The sequence below is a fragment of the Neobacillus drentensis genome (assembly GCF_021560175.1).
GTDB lineage: Bacteria > Bacillota > Bacilli > Bacillales > Cytobacillaceae > Neobacillus > Neobacillus drentensis_A.
The window spans coordinates 6,109,413-6,130,226 of record NZ_CP091110.1; the positions used below are offsets into that span (position 1 = coordinate 6,109,413).

20 protein-coding genes are annotated in these 20,814 nt (G+C 41.6%); 4 read left to right on the forward strand and 16 right to left on the reverse strand.

All coding sequences use genetic code 11. The features are described 5' to 3' along the window. Positions 1–247 precede the first annotated feature (247 nt). Positions 248–595, forward strand: coding sequence for a YojF family protein (locus tag L1999_RS28865; protein ID WP_235741647.1), 348 nt, complete (start codon positions 248–250; stop codon positions 593–595). Positions 596–628: 33 nt separating this feature from the next. Next, complete coding sequence (gene bshB2 / locus L1999_RS28870; RefSeq protein WP_235741648.1) at positions 629–1,294, forward strand: bacillithiol biosynthesis deacetylase BshB2; 666 nt, start codon at positions 629–631, stop codon at positions 1,292–1,294. A gap of 212 nt (positions 1,295–1,506) precedes the next feature. Here bshB2 and L1999_RS28875 read toward each other — a convergent pair whose 3' ends face one another. Continuing rightward, on the reverse strand, positions 1,507–2,361 hold the full coding sequence (locus tag L1999_RS28875) for a Cof-type HAD-IIB family hydrolase (RefSeq protein ID WP_235741649.1): 855 nt from the start codon (positions 2,359–2,361) through the stop codon (positions 1,507–1,509). Positions 2,362–2,440: 79 nt separating this feature from the next. Further along, entirely contained in the window at positions 2,441–3,109 is a 669-nt protein-coding gene (locus tag L1999_RS28880; RefSeq protein WP_235744500.1) for a DNA alkylation repair protein, read from the reverse strand. 123 nt (positions 3,110–3,232) lie between these two features. Here L1999_RS28880 and L1999_RS28885 point away from each other — a divergent pair, with 123 nt between their 5' ends. Beyond that, positions 3,233–3,388 (forward strand): hypothetical protein, encoded by a 156-nt coding sequence (locus L1999_RS28885; protein WP_235741650.1) that lies wholly within the window; start codon positions 3,233–3,235, stop codon positions 3,386–3,388. Between the two features lie 33 nt (positions 3,389–3,421). On the opposite strand, the gene L1999_RS28890 is transcribed toward L1999_RS28885, so the two are convergent. After that, positions 3,422–4,525: a PRK06851 family protein gene (locus tag L1999_RS28890; RefSeq protein WP_235741651.1), complete on the reverse strand. Its 1,104-nt coding sequence runs from the start codon at positions 4,523–4,525 to the stop codon at positions 3,422–3,424. A 461-nt stretch (positions 4,526–4,986) separates the two neighbouring features. Then, positions 4,987–5,463, reverse strand: coding sequence for a Cys-tRNA(Pro) deacylase (ybaK, locus tag L1999_RS28895; protein ID WP_235741652.1), 477 nt, complete (start codon positions 5,461–5,463; stop codon positions 4,987–4,989). A gap of 291 nt (positions 5,464–5,754) precedes the next feature. Between ybaK and L1999_RS28900 the strand changes: the two genes are divergently transcribed. After that, on the forward strand, positions 5,755–7,563 hold the full coding sequence (locus tag L1999_RS28900; protein WP_235741653.1) for a TIGR04190 family B12-binding domain/radical SAM domain protein: 1,809 nt from the start codon (positions 5,755–5,757) through the stop codon (positions 7,561–7,563). A gap of 140 nt (positions 7,564–7,703) precedes the next feature. On the opposite strand, the gene L1999_RS28905 is transcribed toward L1999_RS28900, so the two are convergent. The 12 genes from L1999_RS28905 to L1999_RS28960 all read right to left on the reverse strand — a co-directional run bounded on the left by L1999_RS28905 (position 7,704) and on the right by L1999_RS28960 (position 20,800). Next, positions 7,704–8,411 (reverse strand): ABC transporter ATP-binding protein, encoded by a 708-nt coding sequence (locus tag L1999_RS28905; protein ID WP_235741654.1) that lies wholly within the window; start codon positions 8,409–8,411, stop codon positions 7,704–7,706. Further along, positions 8,411–9,190: an ABC transporter ATP-binding protein gene (locus L1999_RS28910; protein WP_235741655.1), complete on the reverse strand. Its 780-nt coding sequence runs from the start codon at positions 9,188–9,190 to the stop codon at positions 8,411–8,413. Before L1999_RS28910 ends, L1999_RS28905 begins: the two co-directional genes overlap by 1 nt. Beyond that, on the reverse strand, positions 9,165–10,139 hold the full coding sequence (locus L1999_RS28915; protein WP_235741656.1) for a branched-chain amino acid ABC transporter permease: 975 nt from the start codon (positions 10,137–10,139) through the stop codon (positions 9,165–9,167). The genes L1999_RS28910 and L1999_RS28915 overlap by 26 nt, the downstream gene beginning before the upstream one ends. A gap of 15 nt (positions 10,140–10,154) precedes the next feature. Continuing rightward, the gene (locus tag L1999_RS28920) at positions 10,155–11,033 is read right to left on the reverse strand and encodes a branched-chain amino acid ABC transporter permease (protein ID WP_215045408.1); all 879 of its coding nucleotides are present in this window, start codon (positions 11,031–11,033) and stop codon (positions 10,155–10,157) included. Between the two features lie 155 nt (positions 11,034–11,188). Beyond that, positions 11,189–12,361, reverse strand: a complete 1,173-nt coding sequence (locus tag L1999_RS28925; protein ID WP_235741657.1) for an ABC transporter substrate-binding protein — start codon at positions 12,359–12,361, stop codon at positions 11,189–11,191. A 318-nt stretch (positions 12,362–12,679) separates the two neighbouring features. Then, entirely contained in the window at positions 12,680–13,885 is a 1,206-nt protein-coding gene (locus L1999_RS28930) for an MFS transporter (protein ID WP_235741658.1), read from the reverse strand. 188 nt (positions 13,886–14,073) lie between these two features. After that, positions 14,074–15,921 carry an ABC transporter ATP-binding protein gene (locus L1999_RS28935; protein WP_235741659.1) on the reverse strand — a complete coding sequence of 616 codons (1,848 nt, stop codon included), beginning with the start codon at positions 15,919–15,921 and terminating at the stop codon, positions 14,074–14,076. Next, on the reverse strand, positions 15,922–17,655 hold the full coding sequence (locus L1999_RS28940; RefSeq protein WP_235741660.1) for an ABC transporter ATP-binding protein: 1,734 nt from the start codon (positions 17,653–17,655) through the stop codon (positions 15,922–15,924). It abuts the gene before it with no gap. Positions 17,656–17,785: 130 nt separating this feature from the next. Continuing rightward, positions 17,786–18,136: an ASCH domain-containing protein gene (locus tag L1999_RS28945; RefSeq protein ID WP_235741661.1), complete on the reverse strand. Its 351-nt coding sequence runs from the start codon at positions 18,134–18,136 to the stop codon at positions 17,786–17,788. A gap of 165 nt (positions 18,137–18,301) precedes the next feature. Further along, positions 18,302–19,099, reverse strand: a complete 798-nt coding sequence (locus L1999_RS28950) for an ABC transporter permease subunit (RefSeq protein WP_235741662.1) — start codon at positions 19,097–19,099, stop codon at positions 18,302–18,304. A gap of 12 nt (positions 19,100–19,111) precedes the next feature. Beyond that, positions 19,112–19,909 carry an ABC transporter permease subunit gene (locus L1999_RS28955; RefSeq protein WP_235741663.1) on the reverse strand — a complete coding sequence of 266 codons (798 nt, stop codon included), beginning with the start codon at positions 19,907–19,909 and terminating at the stop codon, positions 19,112–19,114. A 6-nt stretch (positions 19,910–19,915) separates the two neighbouring features. Next, positions 19,916–20,800 carry an ABC transporter ATP-binding protein gene (locus L1999_RS28960; protein ID WP_235741664.1) on the reverse strand — a complete coding sequence of 295 codons (885 nt, stop codon included), beginning with the start codon at positions 20,798–20,800 and terminating at the stop codon, positions 19,916–19,918. Positions 20,801–20,814 lie beyond the last annotated feature (14 nt).

Below are 20,814 nucleotides of genomic sequence, written 5' to 3' on the forward strand. Positions count from 1 at the left end.
AAAGATGAAGAACCGAGCTTGTTCGGTTCTTTTTCGTTGGGTCAGGAAGTTAATAATTAACGTGTAAAATTTGCCCAGCGTGAAGCGCCTTGGAAAAAATGAACTACCTTCTCCCATGGGCAAGGCGCTTGTGCTCTTTTATTAAGCACAGATTTCGCATTTTCTATTTGATTTTAGTATGATAATTACATTATGAAAAACAATACTCATTAGGTATAAATCCATCATTTTGGAAGGAGGCTGCACTTTGGAACTTATCGATGTTAAAAAAGTTCAGGACGCTATCAACCTTTTTGCTAATAAGGATGTTTATATTCATCTTGAAACAACCAATGGTGCCTATGCAACACATAATGACCAATCGTTCTTCTCTGCCGGAGCGTTTATCCGCAACGCCCTTGTCCGCTATGAAATCGGAAAAATTAAAGGACCCGGTCCGTATCGTGTGGGTTTAAAAATCAATCTCGGCTGGATTTATGCTGAGGGGATCACCCACTTTGAAATTGATGAAGAAAATCATCTATTGTTAGCAGGTCATGACTATGATGGCAAGCTTGCTGTGGCATTAGAAATTAGTCTAACGCCATTTGAATAAGATGTCCTATTAGACCCGAAAGGAGAATGATTTATGGAAAAAGAACGCCATTTATTGGTCGTTTTCCCTCATCCAGATGACGAGGCGTTTGGTGTATCCGGGACGATTGCAACACATGTCGAGAACGGAACTCCTGTTACCTATGCTTGTTTAACCTTAGGGGAAATGGGGCGCAATATGGGAAATCCCCCGTTTACCGATAGGGAAAACTTACCTAAAATTAGAAAAGAAGAATTAAAAGCGGCTGCTGAGGCTATAGGGATCCAAGACCTTCGCATGCTTGGTTTCCGTGATAAAACCGTTGAATTTGAAGATGATGAAAAATTAGCAGACACCCTTACAGCCATCATTGATGAGGTAAATCCGTCCTTGATTATCACTTTTTATCCTGGTTATTCTGTTCACCCTGACCATGATGCCACCGGCGCGGCTGTCATAAGGGCAGTTGAAAGAATGCCTGCTGCCGCACGGCCAACCTTACACTGTGTTGCCTTCTCCAAAAATTGTATTGATGAGCTTGGTGAACCTGATATTATCAAGGATGTTTCACCTATGATACATAAGAAGCTGGCTGCCATTCAGGCACACCGGTCGCAAACAGAGCATTCATTTAAAGGCACTGTAGAAAAGTTGAAAAATCAAGAACCGCAAATGATGGCTTGGATTAACAATGAACGGTTTTGGACCTATAAATTCTAAAGCGTAAGCGCCTTGATCAGCCCCGACAAGCACAAGACGAGCCGGCCGAAAGGTTGCTCTTTAACCTTTTGGACGGATTGGCTTGTGACCTCGAGGGGCTAGGCGCTGGAGCTGGATGTATATAACCTGTAATAAGCCATCACCCAATACCATTACCAAAAGCCCTTCAATGCGAAGGGCTTTTTGATTGAATCTTTTTGTTGAAACCTTTTTTAAATAACCTCAAGTATCGCCTGTGCGACTCCGTGTTCGTCATTTGTATCGGTAATGACATCACATAGTGCCTTGATTTCATAGCTGGCATTGCCCATGGCAACCGACCTTCCTGCCCGCTCGAACATGGAGACATCGTTTAGGTTATCACCAATCGCCATTGTCTCAGCCATATCGATTCCTTTAGCTTTTGCAAATGTTGCGAGGGCAAGACCTTTCTGAGCCTGTTTATTCGTTATTTCAAGGTTTTCGTGGCCAGAAGAAGTAACGTCCAAGTCTGAAAAATCAAGAAGGTCCACGCCGGCAGCCTTAAGTTTACTGCGATCAAAACAAAATGCCAAGACCTTATAAATCAGATAATTTTCATCAGCAAATAGAAGCTCGTAGTCGTCAATTTGGTGAATTAAGCCATCGCGGATTCTCGCTCCCGCTGCATGTCTAATTTCCTCAGGATCAATCTCGGGATTAGCACTAACAACAATGTCCACTAAGATGGAAACAGCCTTTTCCGGATCAAGCGTGTAGGCACCCTTGTCAGTATAAACCTCGTAATAGACATCATGTTCACTTAGTTTTGCTGCTACCGCTCTCGCAAGTTCCTTACTTATGGGGGTTGAAGAGAGGACATCGCCTTCTTTTGAGCGGACCTCCGCTCCATTCACACAGATAACAGGACAGGATAAGCCGGCCTCAGATAGTACGTATGTAGCTTCTTGATAAGACCTTCCGGTAGCAACGACAAATTCAACACCCTGGGCCTGTGCTTTTAAAATCGCTTGTTTATTTTCTTCACTAATTTGCTGCCTTGAATTTAATAATGTTCCATCCATGTCTGAAGCAATACATTTAATCATGTTGTCCACCTTTTCCCTTTTTTCTATCTACATTATTGCCATTCTAACACAGATCTCGAGCCATTAAAGAATGGAAAGCTCACCCCAAATACTTACTGCCTTCGCGAACACTTAAAGGGGCTAACTTATGTCCCTCGATAAATTTCTTCACAGATGCTGGATTTGTTTTTGAATACTCCCGCAATGCCCAGCCAATCGCTTTTTGAATAAAAAATTCCTTCCTCTCGGCATTTTTCAATATGTATCGATATAGCAGGTTTTCATTCGTTTTCTTCTTATATTTTAGTTGAAAAAGAATCGCGGCCCTCCGCAGCCAGATATTTTCATGAATGGCCCAGCCATCAATCGTTTCTTCGATAACATCTGGAAATTTCTCTGCTATATTTCCGACTGGTTTAGGAGCAATGGCATCAACAGTATCCCACCAGGATTTGGTCGTAATCAGCCATTCCATGAAAGGCAGATCACTTTTTTGTAGTTTCTTCAGGGATTTTTCCATATAAGTTAAAGCCGTATACTGATATTCTCTTTCCTCTTTATTCCAAAGCTCTTCTATGAATTCTTTATTAAAAGGCTCAAGTAACAAGCCTGTTTCCTGAAAGAATTTCTTTTCTAAATCCTTACGTAAAGGGGATTTTATTCCTAGAAAAGAGAAATGACCTTTCATATAATTTTGCATTGGTCCAGCGTTGTCCTCATTGCGGTTCTCCTCAAACAGCTTTGTTAAAACATGTGTCTTTGTTACCATTAACATCCATCCTCTCCCAAATCACCGATAACTAATTCTACTACTTCCCATTTTTCCCTTTATTTTATCCGGATAATCCACTGACTCAATGACACACTATTAGCAGATAGGGGGGATACATAAATGACAAAGAAAATAAATAAAGGCAGCCGTAATCAAAATTCACCACAAGCAGGTCACGCGGAAGCGGAATTCGGCACGGAGTTTGTCAGCGGCGATAACAGCAAGGGGAATAAGCGTAACAAAGGCCAGCAGAGTAAGACAAATCCACATAAATAAAAAGCCGGGGGACCTCCCCGGCTATACCCGCTTCTATAGGATCTTACTAGCTGCCAAATCATTTATTTCCCCAGCAATTCTCTCATGGATTTTTTCAACAACCGAAAAATCCATTGCTGCTACATAAATCTCTTCCAGTTCATCATGCAGGGATTTAGCTTTTGCCAGATAACTTGTCGCTTCGGTCATTTTGTTTTTATATTTTTCAGCAATATTACTGATGAAATCAGCAAACAGCTCATCCGTTCCAGGCTCAATCAAAATCTCATACATATCAATAATCTCATCGCCGTCTCGGCTTGGGAAGTATTCATGCGGGGCCGTACTGTCGAAAATCGCCACACCCAGTTCCCGGAAAATGACCATATCGAGGCTGTGTGGATCAAAACCGCAATGATAAACTTCTACATCGATACCGCGCTCTTCTCCTGCGGCTGCCAGCTTTTTCAGCATTGTCGACTTTCCGGAACCTGGACGTCCTTTAATAAAATAGCGTTTAGGAATTTCCTCTGTCAAATTCGGAACATAATCAACCGCTCCTTGCGGCGTGGCAGCTCCTAAGAAGCGATGACGGACATCAGGCGTTTTATTTAACTTTATTTTTCCAAAAAAAGAGTCAATTAATTTATTGGTTAATTGGTCCGCCTTTTTAAAATTCATGCTATTAATATAAATTTTTTCCCAATCATCATGGATTTCTAATGCCTCTTTAAACGTTGCATAGGCTTTCTGAAATGATTGACTGATTTGGTTTGTCAGCTTTTGAATCACATTTTTCTGCCTATTTAGGTCGCGCGAATTCCAAGCTTCGCCAAGATTTATATACTCTTCAACTGCACCTGGTGCCTTAGGCTCAATCACATGCGGCGCTGTCCCGTCAACAAGACCTACCTTTAACGCGGGAATAATCACGCCATCAATGGACAGGTTATCAGATGAACAATGAAGAAACTCAATATTATAACCTTTCTCGACCCACTCTTGGCCTATTTTCTTCATAAGTGAGGATTTCCCGGTTCCTGGGCCGCCTTTTAAAATAAACAATCTTTCTAATCCTTGCAGATTGGAATCATATAGACTATAAAAGCCTCTAGCCGTATTGCCGCCGGCATAATAATTTTTGATTTTCCCTGCCACTCTTCAACACTCCCTTTTAACAAATCAACTTGCTTAAAAGCTTAAGATGTATAACGTTCGATTAGTTTCCTACAAGTAAGGCTGTGTTAATCTTGAATGTTGATTTCCGCTCCAGGAAGCTTCGATTTCCGCGGGCGTGCCGGGGAGCCTCCTCGGTGCACTTGCGCCTGTGGGGTCTCCCCTGGCCCGTACTCCCGCAGGACTTTGAATTTGCATCCTCGAATCCGCCCACGCACGAAGGAAATGCGATAGCATTTTCGAGGAGTCTTCGCCGCCTTCCGCTCCAATCAACTTGTTAAAAATCATCATTAGCCTTTAACACAGCCATAAGTAAAGTCTAATTCACCCGATTTTCAGGTGATTCACTTTCACGTTATCTTATGCTTTTGTTGTTTTTTAGGTGAGTGCCTATGAAAAATTTATCTTACATCCATCTACAAATTAGATTGTCAGTCCTGCTGTCATTTTGTTACTGGGATCCATTCAGCACTTGTTACTTCCTGTAATTTCATTGGGGAGACCACAATCTGAACACCTATTTTCCCCGCGCTTACGACCATATTTTCCAGTTGTCTGCTGCTTTCATCGAGGAATGTCCTATAATCCTTCTTCATGCCGATTGGGGAACAGCCGCCGCGGATATAGCCTGTCCATTTTTGAATATCCTTCATTGGCAGCATCTCAATTGCCTTTTCTCCTGCAGCCTTGGCGGCCTTTTTTAAATCCAGTTCCTCCGCAACAGGAATGACAAACACAAGAATACTTTTACTGGCGCCTTGGGCAACTAACGTCTTATAGACGATTTTAGGGTCTTTTCCAATCTTCTCCGCTACTGATATCCCGTCAATTTTTCCATCTTTATTATCGTATGTAAGCACGTCATACTCGACCTTCTTTGCATCAAGTATTCGCATCGCATTTGTTTTTGGCTGTGCCATCACCATCATCCTTTAAACCATTTTTATAGTAGGATTATATCATTGCCATTTTGGATTGAAAAACCTAGACATACACAAAATCACCCAAAATCTGTCACCCGATTGTCACTCTATTACTCCATTATTATAGTAAACTAAATTTAGATCCTAACAAAACTACACTTGGGAAAGGGCAGATCGCCAGCTATCCAGCCATAGACCTTTGTGAAACCCCTCACATATCTGACTGCCTTCACACAAACTACTTTTATAGAAAAGTATTCCCCCATAAATTGACCTGAGGTAAAAACTATGAAATACGATTTAGTTTTATTACATGCGCCAAGCGTATATGACTTTAGAAAAAACTCATTACTTGCCGGTCCAATCAGCGACGTAGTCCCATCCTCACCTGTGTTTGAGATGTACCCAATTGGGCTGACAAGTATTGCCGATTATCTAGAGCGGTACGGCCTTAGGGTAAAAATTATTAATATTGCCAACCGGATGCTGATGAGTGAAAAATTTGATGTGGAAGCAAAGCTCAGGAAAATTAAGACGAAGGCATTCGGGATTGACCTTCATTGGCTGCCACACGCACACGGCAGTATCGAGCTCGCTAAAATTGTTAAAAGCCTTCACCCTGAGACCCCCATCATCTTTGGTGGATTATCCGCTACTTACTATCATAAAGAGCTAATTGAATATCCTTTTATTGATTTTGTAATGCGCGGTGACTCAACCGAAAAACTGATGCTTTTACTTATGAATAAGATTGAAGCAGGCAATACCCATTATGCTGATATTCCTAACCTTACCTGGAAAAAAGGCACAGAGTGCGGTTACAATCCTATTACCTACGTTCCAAAAGATCTCGATGATATTGATGTTCCAGGTTATCGTTATACCATTCGCTCCGTGTTTAAATACCGGAACTTTCTGGACCCGCTGCCCTACAACGGCTGGCTCCAATATCCAAACACTGCCCTGTTAACAGCCAGAGGATGTACGCAAAACTGCTTGATTTGCGGCGGCTCGAGAGAAGCTTATGACCAAAATTGCAATCGGAATTCTTTAGCATTACGCTCCCCGAAGAAATTAGTAGAGGATATTCAATTTATTTCCCGCTTTAGCCGAGCACCTATTTTTATTCTGCATGACCTCCGTCAGGGTGGACGTGAATATGTACAGGAATTTTTCAGCCGTTTAAAGGAACTCCATTTAAAAAATGAAATTGTGTTTGAATTGTTCCAATATGCTGATGAGGAATTCTTTAAAATGATGAATGACAGCGTCCCAAAATACAGTATTGAAATCACGCTTGAAACACATGATGAAAAGATGAGACGCTATAATGGCAAATTTAGCTGTACCAACCAAAAAGTGATCGATACCCTTAATTTCGCTTTAAAAAATGGCTGCAAAAAGATTGATCTGTTCTTTATGGTCGGAATTCCAGGGCAGACCTACATAAGTGCGGTCGAAAATATTGATTTTTGTGAGACCATTCATCTGGCATGTAACAAAGACCCTAGAATCTTTTACTTTGTCGCACCACTAGCACCATTCTTAGATCCTGCCAGCCCGGCCTTTGAACATCCTGAAATTCATGGCTATAAGAAGTATTGTCACACTCTTGAGGATCACCGTAAGGCCATCACACAGCCTTCCTGGAAGCATATGCTAAGCTATGAAACAAAGGATATGACACGCGATGACATTGTCAATTCCACCTATGAAGCAGCCGAACGCCTTAATGACTTTAAATTAGAGTACCAGTTGATAAGTAAAGAGGATTACTTTGATATCAAAGAAAAGATTGAGAAATCAAGGGAATATATTAAATTGATTGACCATGTTCTTTCTCTTCCCGCCGAGGAGCAGGCCGCTGAACTAGCTAAGATTCAAGAAGAAATAGAAGAGTTAAATAAGTATAGTATCTGCGGGAAAAATGAATTGAAGTGGGAAGTACCAAAGAATTATGCCAATTTCTTTTCACTCGCCTTAGTTGGTATGGAACAATTATATGAAGATTATGTAAACAAACTCAGACATCTCCTCAGTCCGAAACGCCGCCAGCAATTTAAACTTGATGCGGATTATCGGAAAATAAAAGGCTAAAATAGTAAAAGGTATCGGATTCTTTTCCGATACCTTTTTTAAGAGATAAGAAACTATAAAATTACTTTGAAAATTGTCCAGCTCCAGCGCCTAGGGGCTCGGGGTCATAAGCCCCTGTTCAAGGCGCTTCCGCTTTTCTATTAGTGCCCGCCCAGGTAGGCTGCTCTGATTTGATCGCTTTGGCTGAGTTGTTCAGCTGTTCCGGAAGCGACTATTTTTCCTGTTTCAATAACATATGCACGATCGGCAATGGATAAAGCCATATTGGCATTTTGTTCAACCAGAAGGATCGTGGTTCCAGTTTGATTAATCTCTTCAATAATACGGAAGATGGTTTTAACTAAAAGTGGCGCAAGACCCATTGAAGGCTCATCTAACAGCAATAGGCGCGGTCTAGCCATTAAGGCCCGGCCCATCGCAAGCATTTGCTGCTCTCCTCCTGAAAGCGTACCGGATAGCTGTTTGCGGCGCTCTTCTAAGCGGGGGAATAACTGATAAATTTTATCAAAGTCTTCCTTGATTCCTTTTTTATCTTTTCGTAAATAAGCACCTAATTCTAGATTTTCCTCCACCGACATATTAGCAAAGACACGACGGCCTTCAGGAACATGTGAAATACCTCTCTTTACGATGGACTGGGCTACCTTACCAGCTACATGCTCATTTTCAAATACGATTTCCCCGCTTTTGGGTTTAAGTAAGCCGGAAATCGTTTTTAACAATGTACTTTTTCCCGCACCATTGGCTCCGATTAAGGTCACGATTTCACCCTGATTAATCTCTAGGGAAACTCCCTTTAATGCATGTATATTGCCATAATAAACGTTCATATCATTAATTTTAAGCATTACGAGACCTCCTCGCCAAGATACGCTTCGATGACTTTTGGATTATTTTTGATTTGCTCTGGTGTACCTTCGGCAATTAATTGGCCATGATCTAGTACATAAATCCGCTCACATACGCCCATTACTAGAAGCATATCATGTTCAATTAATAGAATGGTAAGATCGAATTTTTCTCGAATTAACGCGATTAAATTCATTAATTCTTCCGTTTCCTGTGGATTCATCCCTGCCGCTGGCTCATCGAGCAGCAATAGCTTGGGATTAGCCGCTAATGCCCGGGCAATTTCTAAGCGGCGCTGCTGACCGTACGGCAAATTTTTCGCTTGTTCATGCAGGACATTATCAAGCTTAAAGATTTTCAAAAACTCAATCGCTTTTTCCTCCATTTCCTTTTCACCCGCAAAGTGAGAGGGAAGACGGAAGATCGAGCTTAAAATTGTATGCTTCGCAAGCGCATGATAGGCTACCTTAACATTGTCAAGAACAGATAGCTCATTGAATAAACGGATATTCTGAAATGTCCTGCTAATTCCTTTTTTCGTTATTTTAAAAGGGGCTAACCCGTTAAGTTTATCTCCATCGAGTGAAATACTTCCTTCTGTTGGAACATAAACTCCCGTTAACAGGTTGAAAAAGGTCGTTTTACCGGCACCATTTGGACCGATTAAACCAACAAGTTCACCCTTCCTTAATTCCAAATTTACATCAGAAACAGCCTTTAAGCCGCCAAATCGGATACCGGCATTTTCTACCTTAAGCAACTGTGTTTTTGCTGTCATGCTGTATTCCTCCTTTAGCCGATTTACCAACTTTAAAGAATGAGGTAATTTCTTTTGTTCCTAATAATCCTTGTGGACGATAAAGCATCATTACAATCAGTACTAAGCTATAGATTACCATCCGCAGCTCTGGATAGCTTTGCAGGTAGGTAGAAATAATTGTTAAAAGGATGGCTGCAATAACAGCACCTGACATACTGCCTAAACCACCAAGAACCACATAAATTAAAATATCAAATGATTTCAAAAAGCCAAAGTTGGTTGGTTGAATAATATAAAAGTTATGAGCATATAATGCACCGGCAATACCGGCAAAAAAAGCACCAAGCACAAAGGCAGCAACTTTATAATAAGTCGTGTTAATCCCCATTGCATCCGCGGCTATTTCGTTTTCCCGAATGGAAATACAGGCTCTGCCATGGGTTGAGTTTGTGAAGTTCACAATGACGATAATGGTTAATAATACGCAGCCGATCAGCCAAGGCCATGTCGTTAAATGAGAGACCGTCATACCGCTTGCTCCGCCAACATAATCAATATTTAAAAAGACAATTCTAACAATTTCTCCAAAACCAAGTGTCGCAATCGCAAGATAGTCTCCTCTAAGCCGTAACGTAGGGATTCCAATAATAAGACCCGCCACCGCTGCTGCTAATCCGCCCACTAGTAGACCTACTGGAAAAGGCAGGCTTAATTTCATGGTCATAATCGCTGAGGCATAGGCACCAACTGCAAGGAACCCGGCATGTCCAATCGAAAACTGTCCGGTAATTCCGATAATTAAATGCAGGCTGACTGCAAGAATAATATTAATACCCATAAAGAACAAGGTATTTACATAGAATTGATTTACTGTTCCACCGGTAATTAAAAATTGCATAACGACTGCAAAAATAACGGCTAAAACGATTGATGTCCAGAAAAACTTTGCTTGTTTTAAAATATTCATCGTAGAAGCCTCCCCCTAAACCTTTTCTCTGACATTTTTGCCAAATAGTCCTGCTGGACGGAAAATTAAAATTAAAATAAGAACAATAAATGCGACGCCATCACGCCATAAAGAGTATCCTGCCGCACTAACAAGTGCTTCAATCACACCTAATAATAATCCGCCGGTCATCGCACCCGGAATAATTCCAATTCCACCTAAGACAGCAGCAACGAATGCTTTTAGACCAGGGATAATTCCCATTAACGGTTCAATCTTTGTATAATACATTCCGAAAATTACCCCAGCTGCCCCCGCTAAAGCAGAGCCAATTGCAAAGGTAGCAGAAATCGTGTTATTCACATTGATCCCCATTAATCTGGCAGCATCCATGTCATGTGAGACGGCACGCATTGCTTTTCCGATTTTTGTTTTATGGACAATAAATTGCAAAAGAATCATTAAGACAATCGATGTTAACAAAATTAAGATAGACTGACCACTAATTTTTACACCTAAGATATCCATATCTTTTAAAGGTACTAAATTACTTGGGTATGCCTCAGGCTGTGCCCCGCGGACATATATCGTCCCATATTCAATAAACAATGATACCCCAATAGCTGTAATAAGGGCCGCAATTCTAGTAGCATTCCTTAACGGCTTATAGGCAATCCGCTCAATTAACACTCCAAAGATCGCACATACAACCATTGAAATAAGCAGGGATGGGAAAAACCCTAAATGAAGAATAGTAATTGAATAAAAACCAATAAATGCACCTACCATGAAGACATCTCCATGGGCAAAATTAATTAATTTAACAATACCGTAGACCATTGTATATCCTAATGCAATTAATGCATAGATACTGCCTAAGGATATTCCATTCACGAGCTGCTGTATTAACTCCATATGTTTACACTCCTTCTGATGAACTCCTACATTTCTTTTTCTAAATACTAGTTTTTAAGTTTAGCACGCTAGTTACCTTATTATTCTTTTGTAAACTGGAATAGGGAGACATCAGCTCTCCCTATTCCTTGGCAAACTATGAATTTGTCTAGTGTTTACGGGTTAACCTTTGTCTTATATTGTTGTTGGCCGTTTACGTATTCTAGAATAACTGCGGCTTTAATTGGATCATGATGGTTATCAAGCTTCACTTTTCCTGATACAAGCTGTAGACCATCTGTTTCTTCTAGTGCCTTCTGAATTTTCTTAGGATCACTGCTTCCTGCACGTTTAATGGCGTCTGCAAGGAAGTAGACCGTATCATACCCTAGTGCTCCGAAAGCATCGGGGGATTTACCACCATATTTTGCTTTAAAAGCTGAAACAAACTCCTGAACCTTCTTGTCACTATCACCTGAAGAATAGTGGTTCGTAATATATGTGTTCTTAAGCGGATCGGCACCAGCAATATCCACTAGTTTAGGAGAATCCCAGCCGTCGCCGCCCATAAATGGAACAGTAATACCAACCTCACGAGCTTGTTTTACAATCAAACCGACTTCTTCATAGAAACCAGGAAGGAAGACATAATCTGGTTTTGCGGCTTTGATTCGTGTTAGGGTGGCATGGAAATCCGTATCCTTTGCCACGTATGCTTCTTCAGCGACAATCTTTCCGCCATTAGCCTTAAAGGCCTTTTTAAAAGCAGCTGCAAGTCCTTTTGAGTAATCGCTTGAGCTGTCAATTAAAACAGCCGCATTTTTCACCTTTAAGTCATTGGTTGCAAAGTTTGCTGCCACTGTGCCCTGGAAGGGGTCAATGAAGCAGGTACGGAAGACAAAGTCATTTAATTTTCCATCTTTATAGGTAATGGTTGCGTTTGTGGCAGTTGGTGTAATTAATGGAATTTTATTATCCTGGGCAATTTGTACTTGGGCTAGGGTGTTTGTACTAGTTGCTGCACCAATCATTGCTGCCACTTTATCTTGTGTAGCCAGTTTAAGGGCACCGCTTGTAGCTTCTGCTGCATCAGACTTATTATCGACCGTTACTAATTCAAGTTTTTTACCGTCAATACCTTTTTTGTTAATCTCCTCAATCGCTAATTCAATACCTTCCTTAGCAGATTGGCCATAGGAGGCTACTCCGCCTGAGAGTTCTAAGTTTGCGCCAATTTTGATGGTGCCGCCTTTTTCTCCATCACTACTCGCACTTGAATTACATCCTGCCATTACCCCTGCTGCCACCATAAAGGACATACATATTCCAGCTAATTTCCTCTTTCTCATCCAACTACCCCCTATTTTTTAAAAAAATGCCCAAGACCTTTGTCCTACTGTTTCAAAAAATCTATAATATTCTGAAAACATTGTACATTACTATTTGGGGGTTCGTCTAGTCCTATTATACAGTTATTTTAAAATAATTAAAAGAATAAGAAAATTAAAACGTTTTATTAGTGAAAAACGCTTTATTACAATAAAGTAATGATGAATAACTTTTTTAACGCAAAAACAATCTATTTTTAATATTTTGGTTAAATATAATCAGTTGTTCGTTCCAAAGAAAAAGGGATTCCTTTTTTTAGAACCCCTTTTCCATAAATATTATACTAATTCTTTATTTTTCGTTTCTTTTCCTAAAATAAAGACTGCTAATGCACCAATTAGGATTGAAAAACAGAAGATCATAAAGATGGTTGAGATCGCAACATGCTGAGCAACCAGATTTCCTACTAATAACGGACCCAATACACCGCCAATCCGCCCTACTGCGGCCGCAAAGCCTGTCCCTGTTCCGCGAATAATTGTCGGATACTGCTCCGGTGAGTAAGCATATAAACCGCCCCATGCCCCAAGGTTAAAGAATGATAACAGAATCCCAGACGTCATTAACGTGGCCGTAGTGTCTGCGTTGCCAAAGAAATAGGCGCTGATCGCAGTCCCAATTAAGTAAACTACTAAAACAAATTTTCTGCCAATTTTTTCAATAAACCAGGCTGCTGTAAAATAACCCGGCAGCTGAGCTATGGTCATGATCAGTACATATTGAAAGCTCTTAATGAGACTGAATCCTTTCATGACCATGACACTAGGCAGCCATAAAAACATCCCGTAGTAGGAAAAAACGACACAAAACCAAACAATCCAAAGCATTGCCGTCTGCCGTCCGTAATCCTTTGAAAATAATTTCTGCAAACTTTGACCCAATGTGGTCTTCTGCTTATCTTTTACTGCCGTAAACCGTGGTGAATCGGGAAGGCCCATTCGCAGATATAGGGCATATAGGGCTGGAATCGCACTAATGACCAAGGCAACCTGCCAGCCAAACTTCGGAATAATAAAATACGAAATGACCGCAGCCACTAACCAGCCGCCTGCCCAAAAACTTTCGAGTAAGACCACTATCCTGCCGCGCTTCTCAGCAGAGACGCTTTCTGAGACTAAAGTAGAGGCAACTGGAAGCTCGCCGCCCAAGCCTGCTCCAATAAAGAATCTTAAGACAAGGAAGGCTGCTAGTGAGGTCGTAAGTGCAGACGCGCCGCTACCTACTGAAAATAATAGTAAGGTAATGATAAAAACATTTTTCCGGCCGATTCGATCCGCCATTAATCCAAAAACAAGTGCGCCTACGGCCATCCCAATCGAATTGATACTGCCAATCCAGCCCATTTCTCCTGGCGTTAAATCCCATTCTACTTTTAAGGCTGCAATGATAAAGCTAAGCATCCCCACATCCAGGGCATCAAACATCCAGCCCATGCCCGCAATTCCGAGCAGTCTCCGGGTGGATATTTCTTTTTTATTTTTCATGATAATCCCCCTATGTAACAAGTATTTACATTATTCCCCAAAATCCTCTAATCTAGGTAAAAATAATAGTGAACATAAGGTATTCTACCAATTGTCTTGACATCTGTCATTATATTCCGCAAAAAAAGAGAATGCACAACTACCAGTGCATTCTCGTTCACCTTATCAATCATTCAAATTCACTCTTCCTAATCAAGCGCTCCTTCGACATTTTTAAATTGATTAAAAAACATCTGGTCATACCGGCCTTTGGCTTCCATTAATTCCTCGTGGCTTCCTTTTTCGATGATTTGACCATTGCCGATGACCATAATCATATCGGCATCCCGAATCGTATTTAAACGGTGAGCAATGATAAAGCTAGTCCGTTCTTCCATTAATTTAAGCAAAGCCTCTTGAATATGAAGCTCTGTTCTTGTATCAATGCTGCTGGTGGCTTCATCTAAAATGAGCAAGGCAGGTCTTGCCAGGATCACCCTGGCAATGGCTAAAAGCTGGCGCTGACCTTGGCTTAGATTTCCGCCATTTTCCGATAAAACTGTTTCATATTTATTTGGCAGTCTCCTGATAAAAACATCTGCATTAGCCATTTGGGCTGCCTGCTCCACCTCTTCATCCGTGGCATCAGGTTTGCCATATTTAATGTTCTCTTTTATCGTTCCAGAAAATAGATATGTATCTTGCAGAACAAACCCAAAACATCTCCGCAAACTATCCCTTGTGTAATCACGAATATCTCGTCCGTCTAACAGGATCCTGCCCTCTGTAACATCGTAGAATCTTGTCAGCAGGTTCACAATCGTGGTTTTCCCAGCACCTGTCGGGCCAACTAGGGCCGTGCTGCTGCCGACTTGGGCCTCAAAGCTGACATTCTTAATAATTGGAACGTCAGGGCGGTAGCCGAAACTAACATTTTCAAAGACGACATGGCCTTTTGGATTCATTAATTCCACCGCATGCGGCGGATCAACTACCTCCTCGGGCTCATCAATGATTTCAAAAACTCGTTCTGCCCCTGCCACACCTGACTGAAGAATATTAAAAATATTGGCAAGGTCATTTAACGGCCGGACAAATTGACGTGAATAAGTGATAAAGCTCGCAATCGCCCCAACCGTAACCAGGCTTTTCACTGCCAAAATCCCGCCAATAACTGCGACAATGGCAAAGCCAAGATTATTAATGACATTCATAATTGGCATTAAAAAACCCGACCAGATTTGCGCCTTAAGGCCGACATCACGAAGCTTGGTGTTAACCAATTCAAACTCTTTAATCACTTGTTCTTCATGATTAAATGCCTTAACGACTTCAATCCCTGAAATGGATTCTTCAATATGACCATTTAATTTACCGAGCTCTATCTGTTGATTCTTAAATAAGACACTCGTTCGCTTTGCAATTGTCTTGGTCAGTAAAAAAACTAGCGGCACTGTAATTAAGCTTGCTATTGTTAATAACGGGCTTAGGATAATCATCATGATTAAAGAGCCGGTAATCACAATCAGGCCGGACATTAGCTGGGTCGTGGACTGGGAGATGGTGTTACTGACATTATCCACATCATTCGATAACCGGCTCATTAGCTCCCCGTGCGTCCGGGTATCAAAAAAGGAGACTGGCAGCTTTTGCAGCTTCCGAAAGATTGCCTCGCGCAGTCGCTTCACAACCCTTTGTGCCACACCCGCCATCAGCCAGCCTTGTAAAAAAGTCAGGGCCGCATCTGCTAAGTATGAACAGGCCAGCACAATAATCATTATTTCTAAAAGGTTGGAATCAACCTTACCTTGTTTAAGGCTCATCGCATCAACGGCTCTTCCAATTAAATACGGAGCAAGGAGCATCAGAACGGCATCCACGACAATAAAGAAAAAGACTAAGCTCAGCATTTTTCGCTCGTTGCCAAAATAGTACCATAAGCGTTTTAACGTTCCCTTTAAATTCTTGGGCTTGACGACAGGGCCGCGAAGGCGCTGGGCACCACCCGGTCTTAACGGAGGAGGTGTATGGACAATCTGTTCATTTCCTTTTGACATTTACAAAGCCTCCTTGCCCATCTGCGATTGATAGATTTCTTGATATACCCGGCAATCCGAAAGCAACTCGCGGTGAGTCCCGACTCCAACGAGTTCACCATGATCCAAAACGACGATTTTATCCGCATCGATAATGGAGGTAATCCGCTGGGCAATCAAAATACAGGTTAGGCCTTTACCATATTTTTTCAAGGCAGCCTTAATTTTCGCTTCAGTGGCAACGTCCACTGCACTCGTACTATCATCCAAAATTAAAATGTTTGGTTTTTTCACTAGGGCCCGCGCAATTGAAATCCGCTGTTTCTGCCCGCCGGAGAAATTAACACCGCCCTGGCCAATTCTAGTTTCATATCCCTCCGGCGAGGCGGCAATAAAGTCATCGGCACCGGCAATCACGGCCGCCGTCCTTACTTCTTCGTCGGTGGCATCTTCTTTTCCCCAGCGGATATTATCTGCTACCGTGCCGGTAAATAAGATATTTTTTTGCGGTACAATCGCGATTTGATCTCTTAGCAGCTGCGGCTTTAGCTGTGAAATATCTTGCCCGTCTACCTTAATTGTGCCGCCTATCACGTCATAAAAACGGGGAATTAGCCCGACGAGGGTGCTTTTTCCTGAACCAGTTGAGCCAATAATGCCTACCGTTTCACCCGGGAGGATGGTTAAATCAATATGTTTTAAGATTGGCTCGCCACTGGTTCCTTCATAAGAAAAAGTGACATCTTCAAAGTCAATTCTGCCTGTTTCTTGACCATGATGCGGCGATGCGGCCTGCGTTTCTACTATGGTACCATTCTCCTGTAAAAACACTTCATTAATTCTGCCCGCGGATGCCTTAGCCCTGACGAACATATTAAAGACCATCGAAATGACCATCAGGGAGAAAAGAATTTGCGTCATATAGTTGGTAAAAGCAATGATATGGCCTACTTGAATGGTACCTGATTCTACCCCTAGTCCGCCCATCCATAGGACGGCGACAATGCCTAGATTGACCGTGAGCATGATGGCCGGGCTGAAAGTAGCCATCAGACGCCCTGCGGCGATGGATTGATCCTTAAACTGGTCATTTGCTGTGGAAAATTTGCCAATTTCAACATCAAAGCGGTTAAAGGCCTTGACGACACGAACCCCTGATAAGTATTCCCTCATCACCGAATTCACGCGGTCTAAGGCCTGCTGAACCTTAGAAAAGAGAGGAAAACCGAGGCGCAGGTTCAGGACAATTAATAAGGCTACAATCGGAACTACCACGGCCAAAACAATAGATAAGTGCAAGTTTAGCCGTGTAGCCATCACAAGCCCCCCTATGGCCAGCAGAGGAGACTTTACAAAGATTCGCATCAGCCCATTCACAAACACCTGCACTTGTGTGACGTCATTTGTTAAACGGGTTATCAACGAGGCGCGGTTAAACCGATCGAGATTTGTAAACGAAAGCGTTTGAACTTTTTTAAATAAATCGGAGCGCAATTCGGTGCCAAAGTTTTGCGAGACAATGCTGGCAATTACGCTGCGCGAAGAGGCACTGATGGCACCGACGACCGTAATTAACAGCATCACTCCGCCCATTTTTAACACATAATGAATGTCTCGGTTCACTACACCTTTATCGATGATTTTTGCCATAATGGTTGGCTGCATCAAATCACTTATTGCCTCAAAGGTGAGAAATAGTACAGCAATGCTAAAAGACTTCCAATATTTCTTTATGTACTTTGATAAAAACTTCATCCTCTCACCTAACCCTTTGGTGATATTAATAAGGCTATTATAATTTCGTTTACCGGAATAAAACAATTTTTAAGCATAGAAAAAACAAAATAGCCCATTGCAGAGAATGGGCTATTACTGTTTAACCTGATTAATCTTGAACCGGGCTGAATTCATGGACCCATACACGCATCTGTGGCAGCCACGGCATACCTGGATGGTAGGAAAGGATCGACTGCTTATATTCCTCAACCGTGCTGAAGCCCTCGCGGCGGGCATCATCATCCGTCAACTCGCCCAAGCTCTGTGAATAGACCTTATCGACGACGAACTGACGGCCTTCAAGTGTCATGATTTCGCCTGGGTCGGCATAGCGGCCGTTCCGGCGTGTAGCTGTCTTTTCACCCGCTAAAACCTTCTCGATATCGGTCTTTACGGTAATTAATTTTTCAACCGAACAAGTTTTCGGTGGCAGTACAGCGTTTTCATTCTCGTTTGTCATTTGAATCTCTCCCTTTGTTTGATTAATTCATATTAACACTTTTTATATAGTTATATCCATTATGAGCTCAGTTAAACTACCTGTCCGCCTCTATCACGGTATTTAAGAATTCCCTCAGTGCTCGATAGGCTAAGTGTATAAGACCGGAGGAAAATCCCCCAGTCTTTAACTAGTTAAATCTCTTTTTTTATAAAAAATATAGGTTACACTGGTAAAGGCTACGATTAAAAAGAGGGAAATAACAACAAAGAGAGGATCCAACCCGCCTCCGTACATTACATTTTTTGCCTCGAAATATTTAAACGGGCTCAAGTACTTCAGACTTTTCAACCTTTCATTCAAGTCAATCGCCACGGACAAAATAAAAGTCAGTAACAGTACACCTGCAGATAGGGAAGGTGCCTTCTTTGACTTTCTTTTTAAAGAGGAAATGGCACTGCCCATCACCATAAACAACAGCTGCAAGATGAACATGCCCGCCATCAAGATGATCATATCTCGATTTACATTTTCACCCTTGCTGTATTTAGCCATCAGGGCAATCGACGAAGTTAATGTGGCTAAATTAAAAACGACCAGATTGAACAAGGCTGCCAGCAATTTGGCCGAAATAACCCTCGTTCTTGAAACGGGCTTCACGAATAAGAACTCGGCTGTTTTGTCCCGTTCCTCTTTTGCAATGATCCCGGCGCCAAGCATGGCTGCATGTATCGTTGCCATCAATAGCAAATAAATAAACAGCATGCCATAATAACCGCTCGCCTTTGATAAATCTAAACTTCCGGCTCCCATTACCACCTGCAGCGATTTGGGCATATCTTTCATTACATCAGTCATTGATTGCTGTGATGAATACAAATTAGCATACTTATTCATGCCGGATAGCACCATTAAAAACACGCCAAAGCACCAAAAGAGGAGTGATTTTCGATGAGACTTTAATTCTTTTAAAAATATATTCATCTTCTGATCCCCCTAAACGGCATGAATATCTTTTTTAGTATAAATCATATAACTTGCCGTAATGGCTGCAACGACAATCACGGCACCTGTAATGAGAAAAGATCCTTCGAAGCTAGCGTGTTTGATAATATAGGTGTGATCAAAGTATTTAAATGGCGAGATGAACCGCTTCACATCATCACCGGACGTCTCACTAATGACACCGAGAAAGTAAAACGCAAAGACCGTTGCTAAAGAGACCGTTAAGACTGATTTAATTTTTGGAACAATGACAGAGATGATGATGCCGATTGCTAGAAAGATTAATTGAATAAAAAACATCGTCAAGGAAAGCAGTACGAATTTCTTTATACTAAAATCTACTGTTTTAACCTGCAACGCGATCAAATTGGACGCAATCTGATAGACTACATTGGTAATCAAAAGGGACGTGAATGCTGCCAGCAGTTTACTCGTTAAAACTTGTGTGCGGGTCACCGGCTTGGTTAACAGGAAATCAGCCGTTTTTTCGCGAACCTCTTTGCTGACAATTCCGGTACCGAGATTCATTGCTTGAATGGCCGCACAAAGCGTTGTGAACGTCAAAGCATAGCTGTAAAATCCCAAAATCGTAAAGATATTTTCCAAATTAAGTCCAATCGCCTTCCTCATCGCCAACGGGTAGCCAGCTAATAATTTCTTAAACTCATCCGCATCTTTTGCAAACGAGGGAAACATCGACAGGAATAGCAATGCCACCATGATTAACGAAAAGGTCCAAATTATAGTTGATTTTCGATACGCCTTTAACTCATGAAAAAATATATTCATAGACTCTTAGGCCTCCTTTTCGTAATAATGCATAAAGATCTCCTCAAGATCTGGTTCCTCAATCCACAAATTGACGACTTCTATTTCGGCTAACTTCTTCAAGACCGTATTGATGTTTCCTTTAAAAAGAAAGCTGATTACATTCCCTTTAGCCTCCAAATTATTTACACCCATGATATTGAAATAGTCGGGAGAGAGGGCTGACTTCGTTTCCACCTTAAATTTTTTATAATTGTTTTCTTGTAACGTACTTATCTTCTCAACCGTTACAATCTTGCCCTCTTTAATAATCGCCACTCGATTGCATAGTCTTTGAACCTCACTCAAAATATGTGACGAAAAAAGGATCGTAGCGCCTTTTTGATTTTCCTCCTCCAGCAATTCAAAGAACTTTTGCTGCATTAACGGATCCAGCCCGCTTGTCGGTTCATCGAGGATGATTAGCTTTGGTTCATGAAGCAGGCCTTGAACAATCCCCACCTTCTTTTTATTTCCCAGTGAGAGATCATCAATCTTTTTATTTAAATCAAGATCCATCAGTTCCGCTAACTCTTTGATTCTCTTACTGCAGTCCTTCTTGTAAAAGATGGCGGAGTATTTCAAGAGATCCTTCACTTTCATATTGTCATAGTAAAAAACTTCCGAAGGCAGATAACCAATTTCCTTTTTGATTTCCGGTGCAAACTCAATGCAGTCTTTTCCAAAGATTTTGGCGCTGCCACTCGTTGGATAAATGAGGGAGAGGAGTGTCCGGATGGTCGTCGATTTACCGGCTCCGTTTGGTCCAATAAAGCCAAAAATCTCACCCTGTTCGACCTGAAAGTTAATATCGGTAATCCCTCTAGACTTGCCGTACGTCTTTGTCAGGTTGTTAATTTCGATTACATTCATGGTTCCTGCCCCCT

What these genes read in the sequence shown, in the direction of transcription:
- bshB2 (WP_235741648.1), top strand. Translation starts at nt 629, where the DNA reads ATGGAAAAAGAACGCCATTTATTGGTCGTTTTCCCTCATCCAGATGAC.
- L1999_RS28875 (WP_235741649.1), bottom strand. Translation starts at nt 2,361, where the DNA reads ATGATTAAATGTATTGCTTCAGACATGGATGGAACATTATTAAATTCA.
- L1999_RS28880 (WP_235744500.1), bottom strand. Translation starts at nt 3,109, where the DNA reads ATGGTAACAAAGACACATGTTTTAACAAAGCTGTTTGAGGAGAACCGC.
- L1999_RS28885 (WP_235741650.1), top strand. Translation starts at nt 3,233, where the DNA reads ATGACAAAGAAAATAAATAAAGGCAGCCGTAATCAAAATTCACCACAA.
- ybaK (WP_235741652.1), bottom strand. Translation starts at nt 5,463, where the DNA reads ATGGCACAGCCAAAAACAAATGCGATGCGAATACTTGATGCAAAGAAG.
- L1999_RS28900 (WP_235741653.1), top strand. Translation starts at nt 5,755, where the DNA reads ATGAAATACGATTTAGTTTTATTACATGCGCCAAGCGTATATGACTTT.
- L1999_RS28905 (WP_235741654.1), bottom strand. Translation starts at nt 8,411, where the DNA reads ATGCTTAAAATTAATGATATGAACGTTTATTATGGCAATATACATGCA.
- L1999_RS28910 (WP_235741655.1), bottom strand. Translation starts at nt 9,190, where the DNA reads ATGACAGCAAAAACACAGTTGCTTAAGGTAGAAAATGCCGGTATCCGA.
- L1999_RS28915 (WP_235741656.1), bottom strand. Translation starts at nt 10,139, where the DNA reads ATGAATATTTTAAAACAAGCAAAGTTTTTCTGGACATCAATCGTTTTA.
- L1999_RS28920 (WP_215045408.1), bottom strand. Translation starts at nt 11,033, where the DNA reads ATGGAGTTAATACAGCAGCTCGTGAATGGAATATCCTTAGGCAGTATC.
- L1999_RS28925 (WP_235741657.1), bottom strand. Translation starts at nt 12,361, where the DNA reads ATGAGAAAGAGGAAATTAGCTGGAATATGTATGTCCTTTATGGTGGCA.
- L1999_RS28930 (WP_235741658.1), bottom strand. Translation starts at nt 13,885, where the DNA reads ATGAAAAATAAAAAAGAAATATCCACCCGGAGACTGCTCGGAATTGCG.
- L1999_RS28935 (WP_235741659.1), bottom strand. Translation starts at nt 15,921, where the DNA reads ATGTCAAAAGGAAATGAACAGATTGTCCATACACCTCCTCCGTTAAGA.
- L1999_RS28940 (WP_235741660.1), bottom strand. Translation starts at nt 17,655, where the DNA reads ATGAAGTTTTTATCAAAGTACATAAAGAAATATTGGAAGTCTTTTAGC.
- L1999_RS28945 (WP_235741661.1), bottom strand. Translation starts at nt 18,136, where the DNA reads ATGACAAACGAGAATGAAAACGCTGTACTGCCACCGAAAACTTGTTCG.
- L1999_RS28950 (WP_235741662.1), bottom strand. Translation starts at nt 19,099, where the DNA reads ATGAATATATTTTTAAAAGAATTAAAGTCTCATCGAAAATCACTCCTC.
- L1999_RS28955 (WP_235741663.1), bottom strand. Translation starts at nt 19,909, where the DNA reads ATGAATATATTTTTTCATGAGTTAAAGGCGTATCGAAAATCAACTATA.
- L1999_RS28960 (WP_235741664.1), bottom strand. Translation starts at nt 20,800, where the DNA reads ATGAATGTAATCGAAATTAACAACCTGACAAAGACGTACGGCAAGTCT.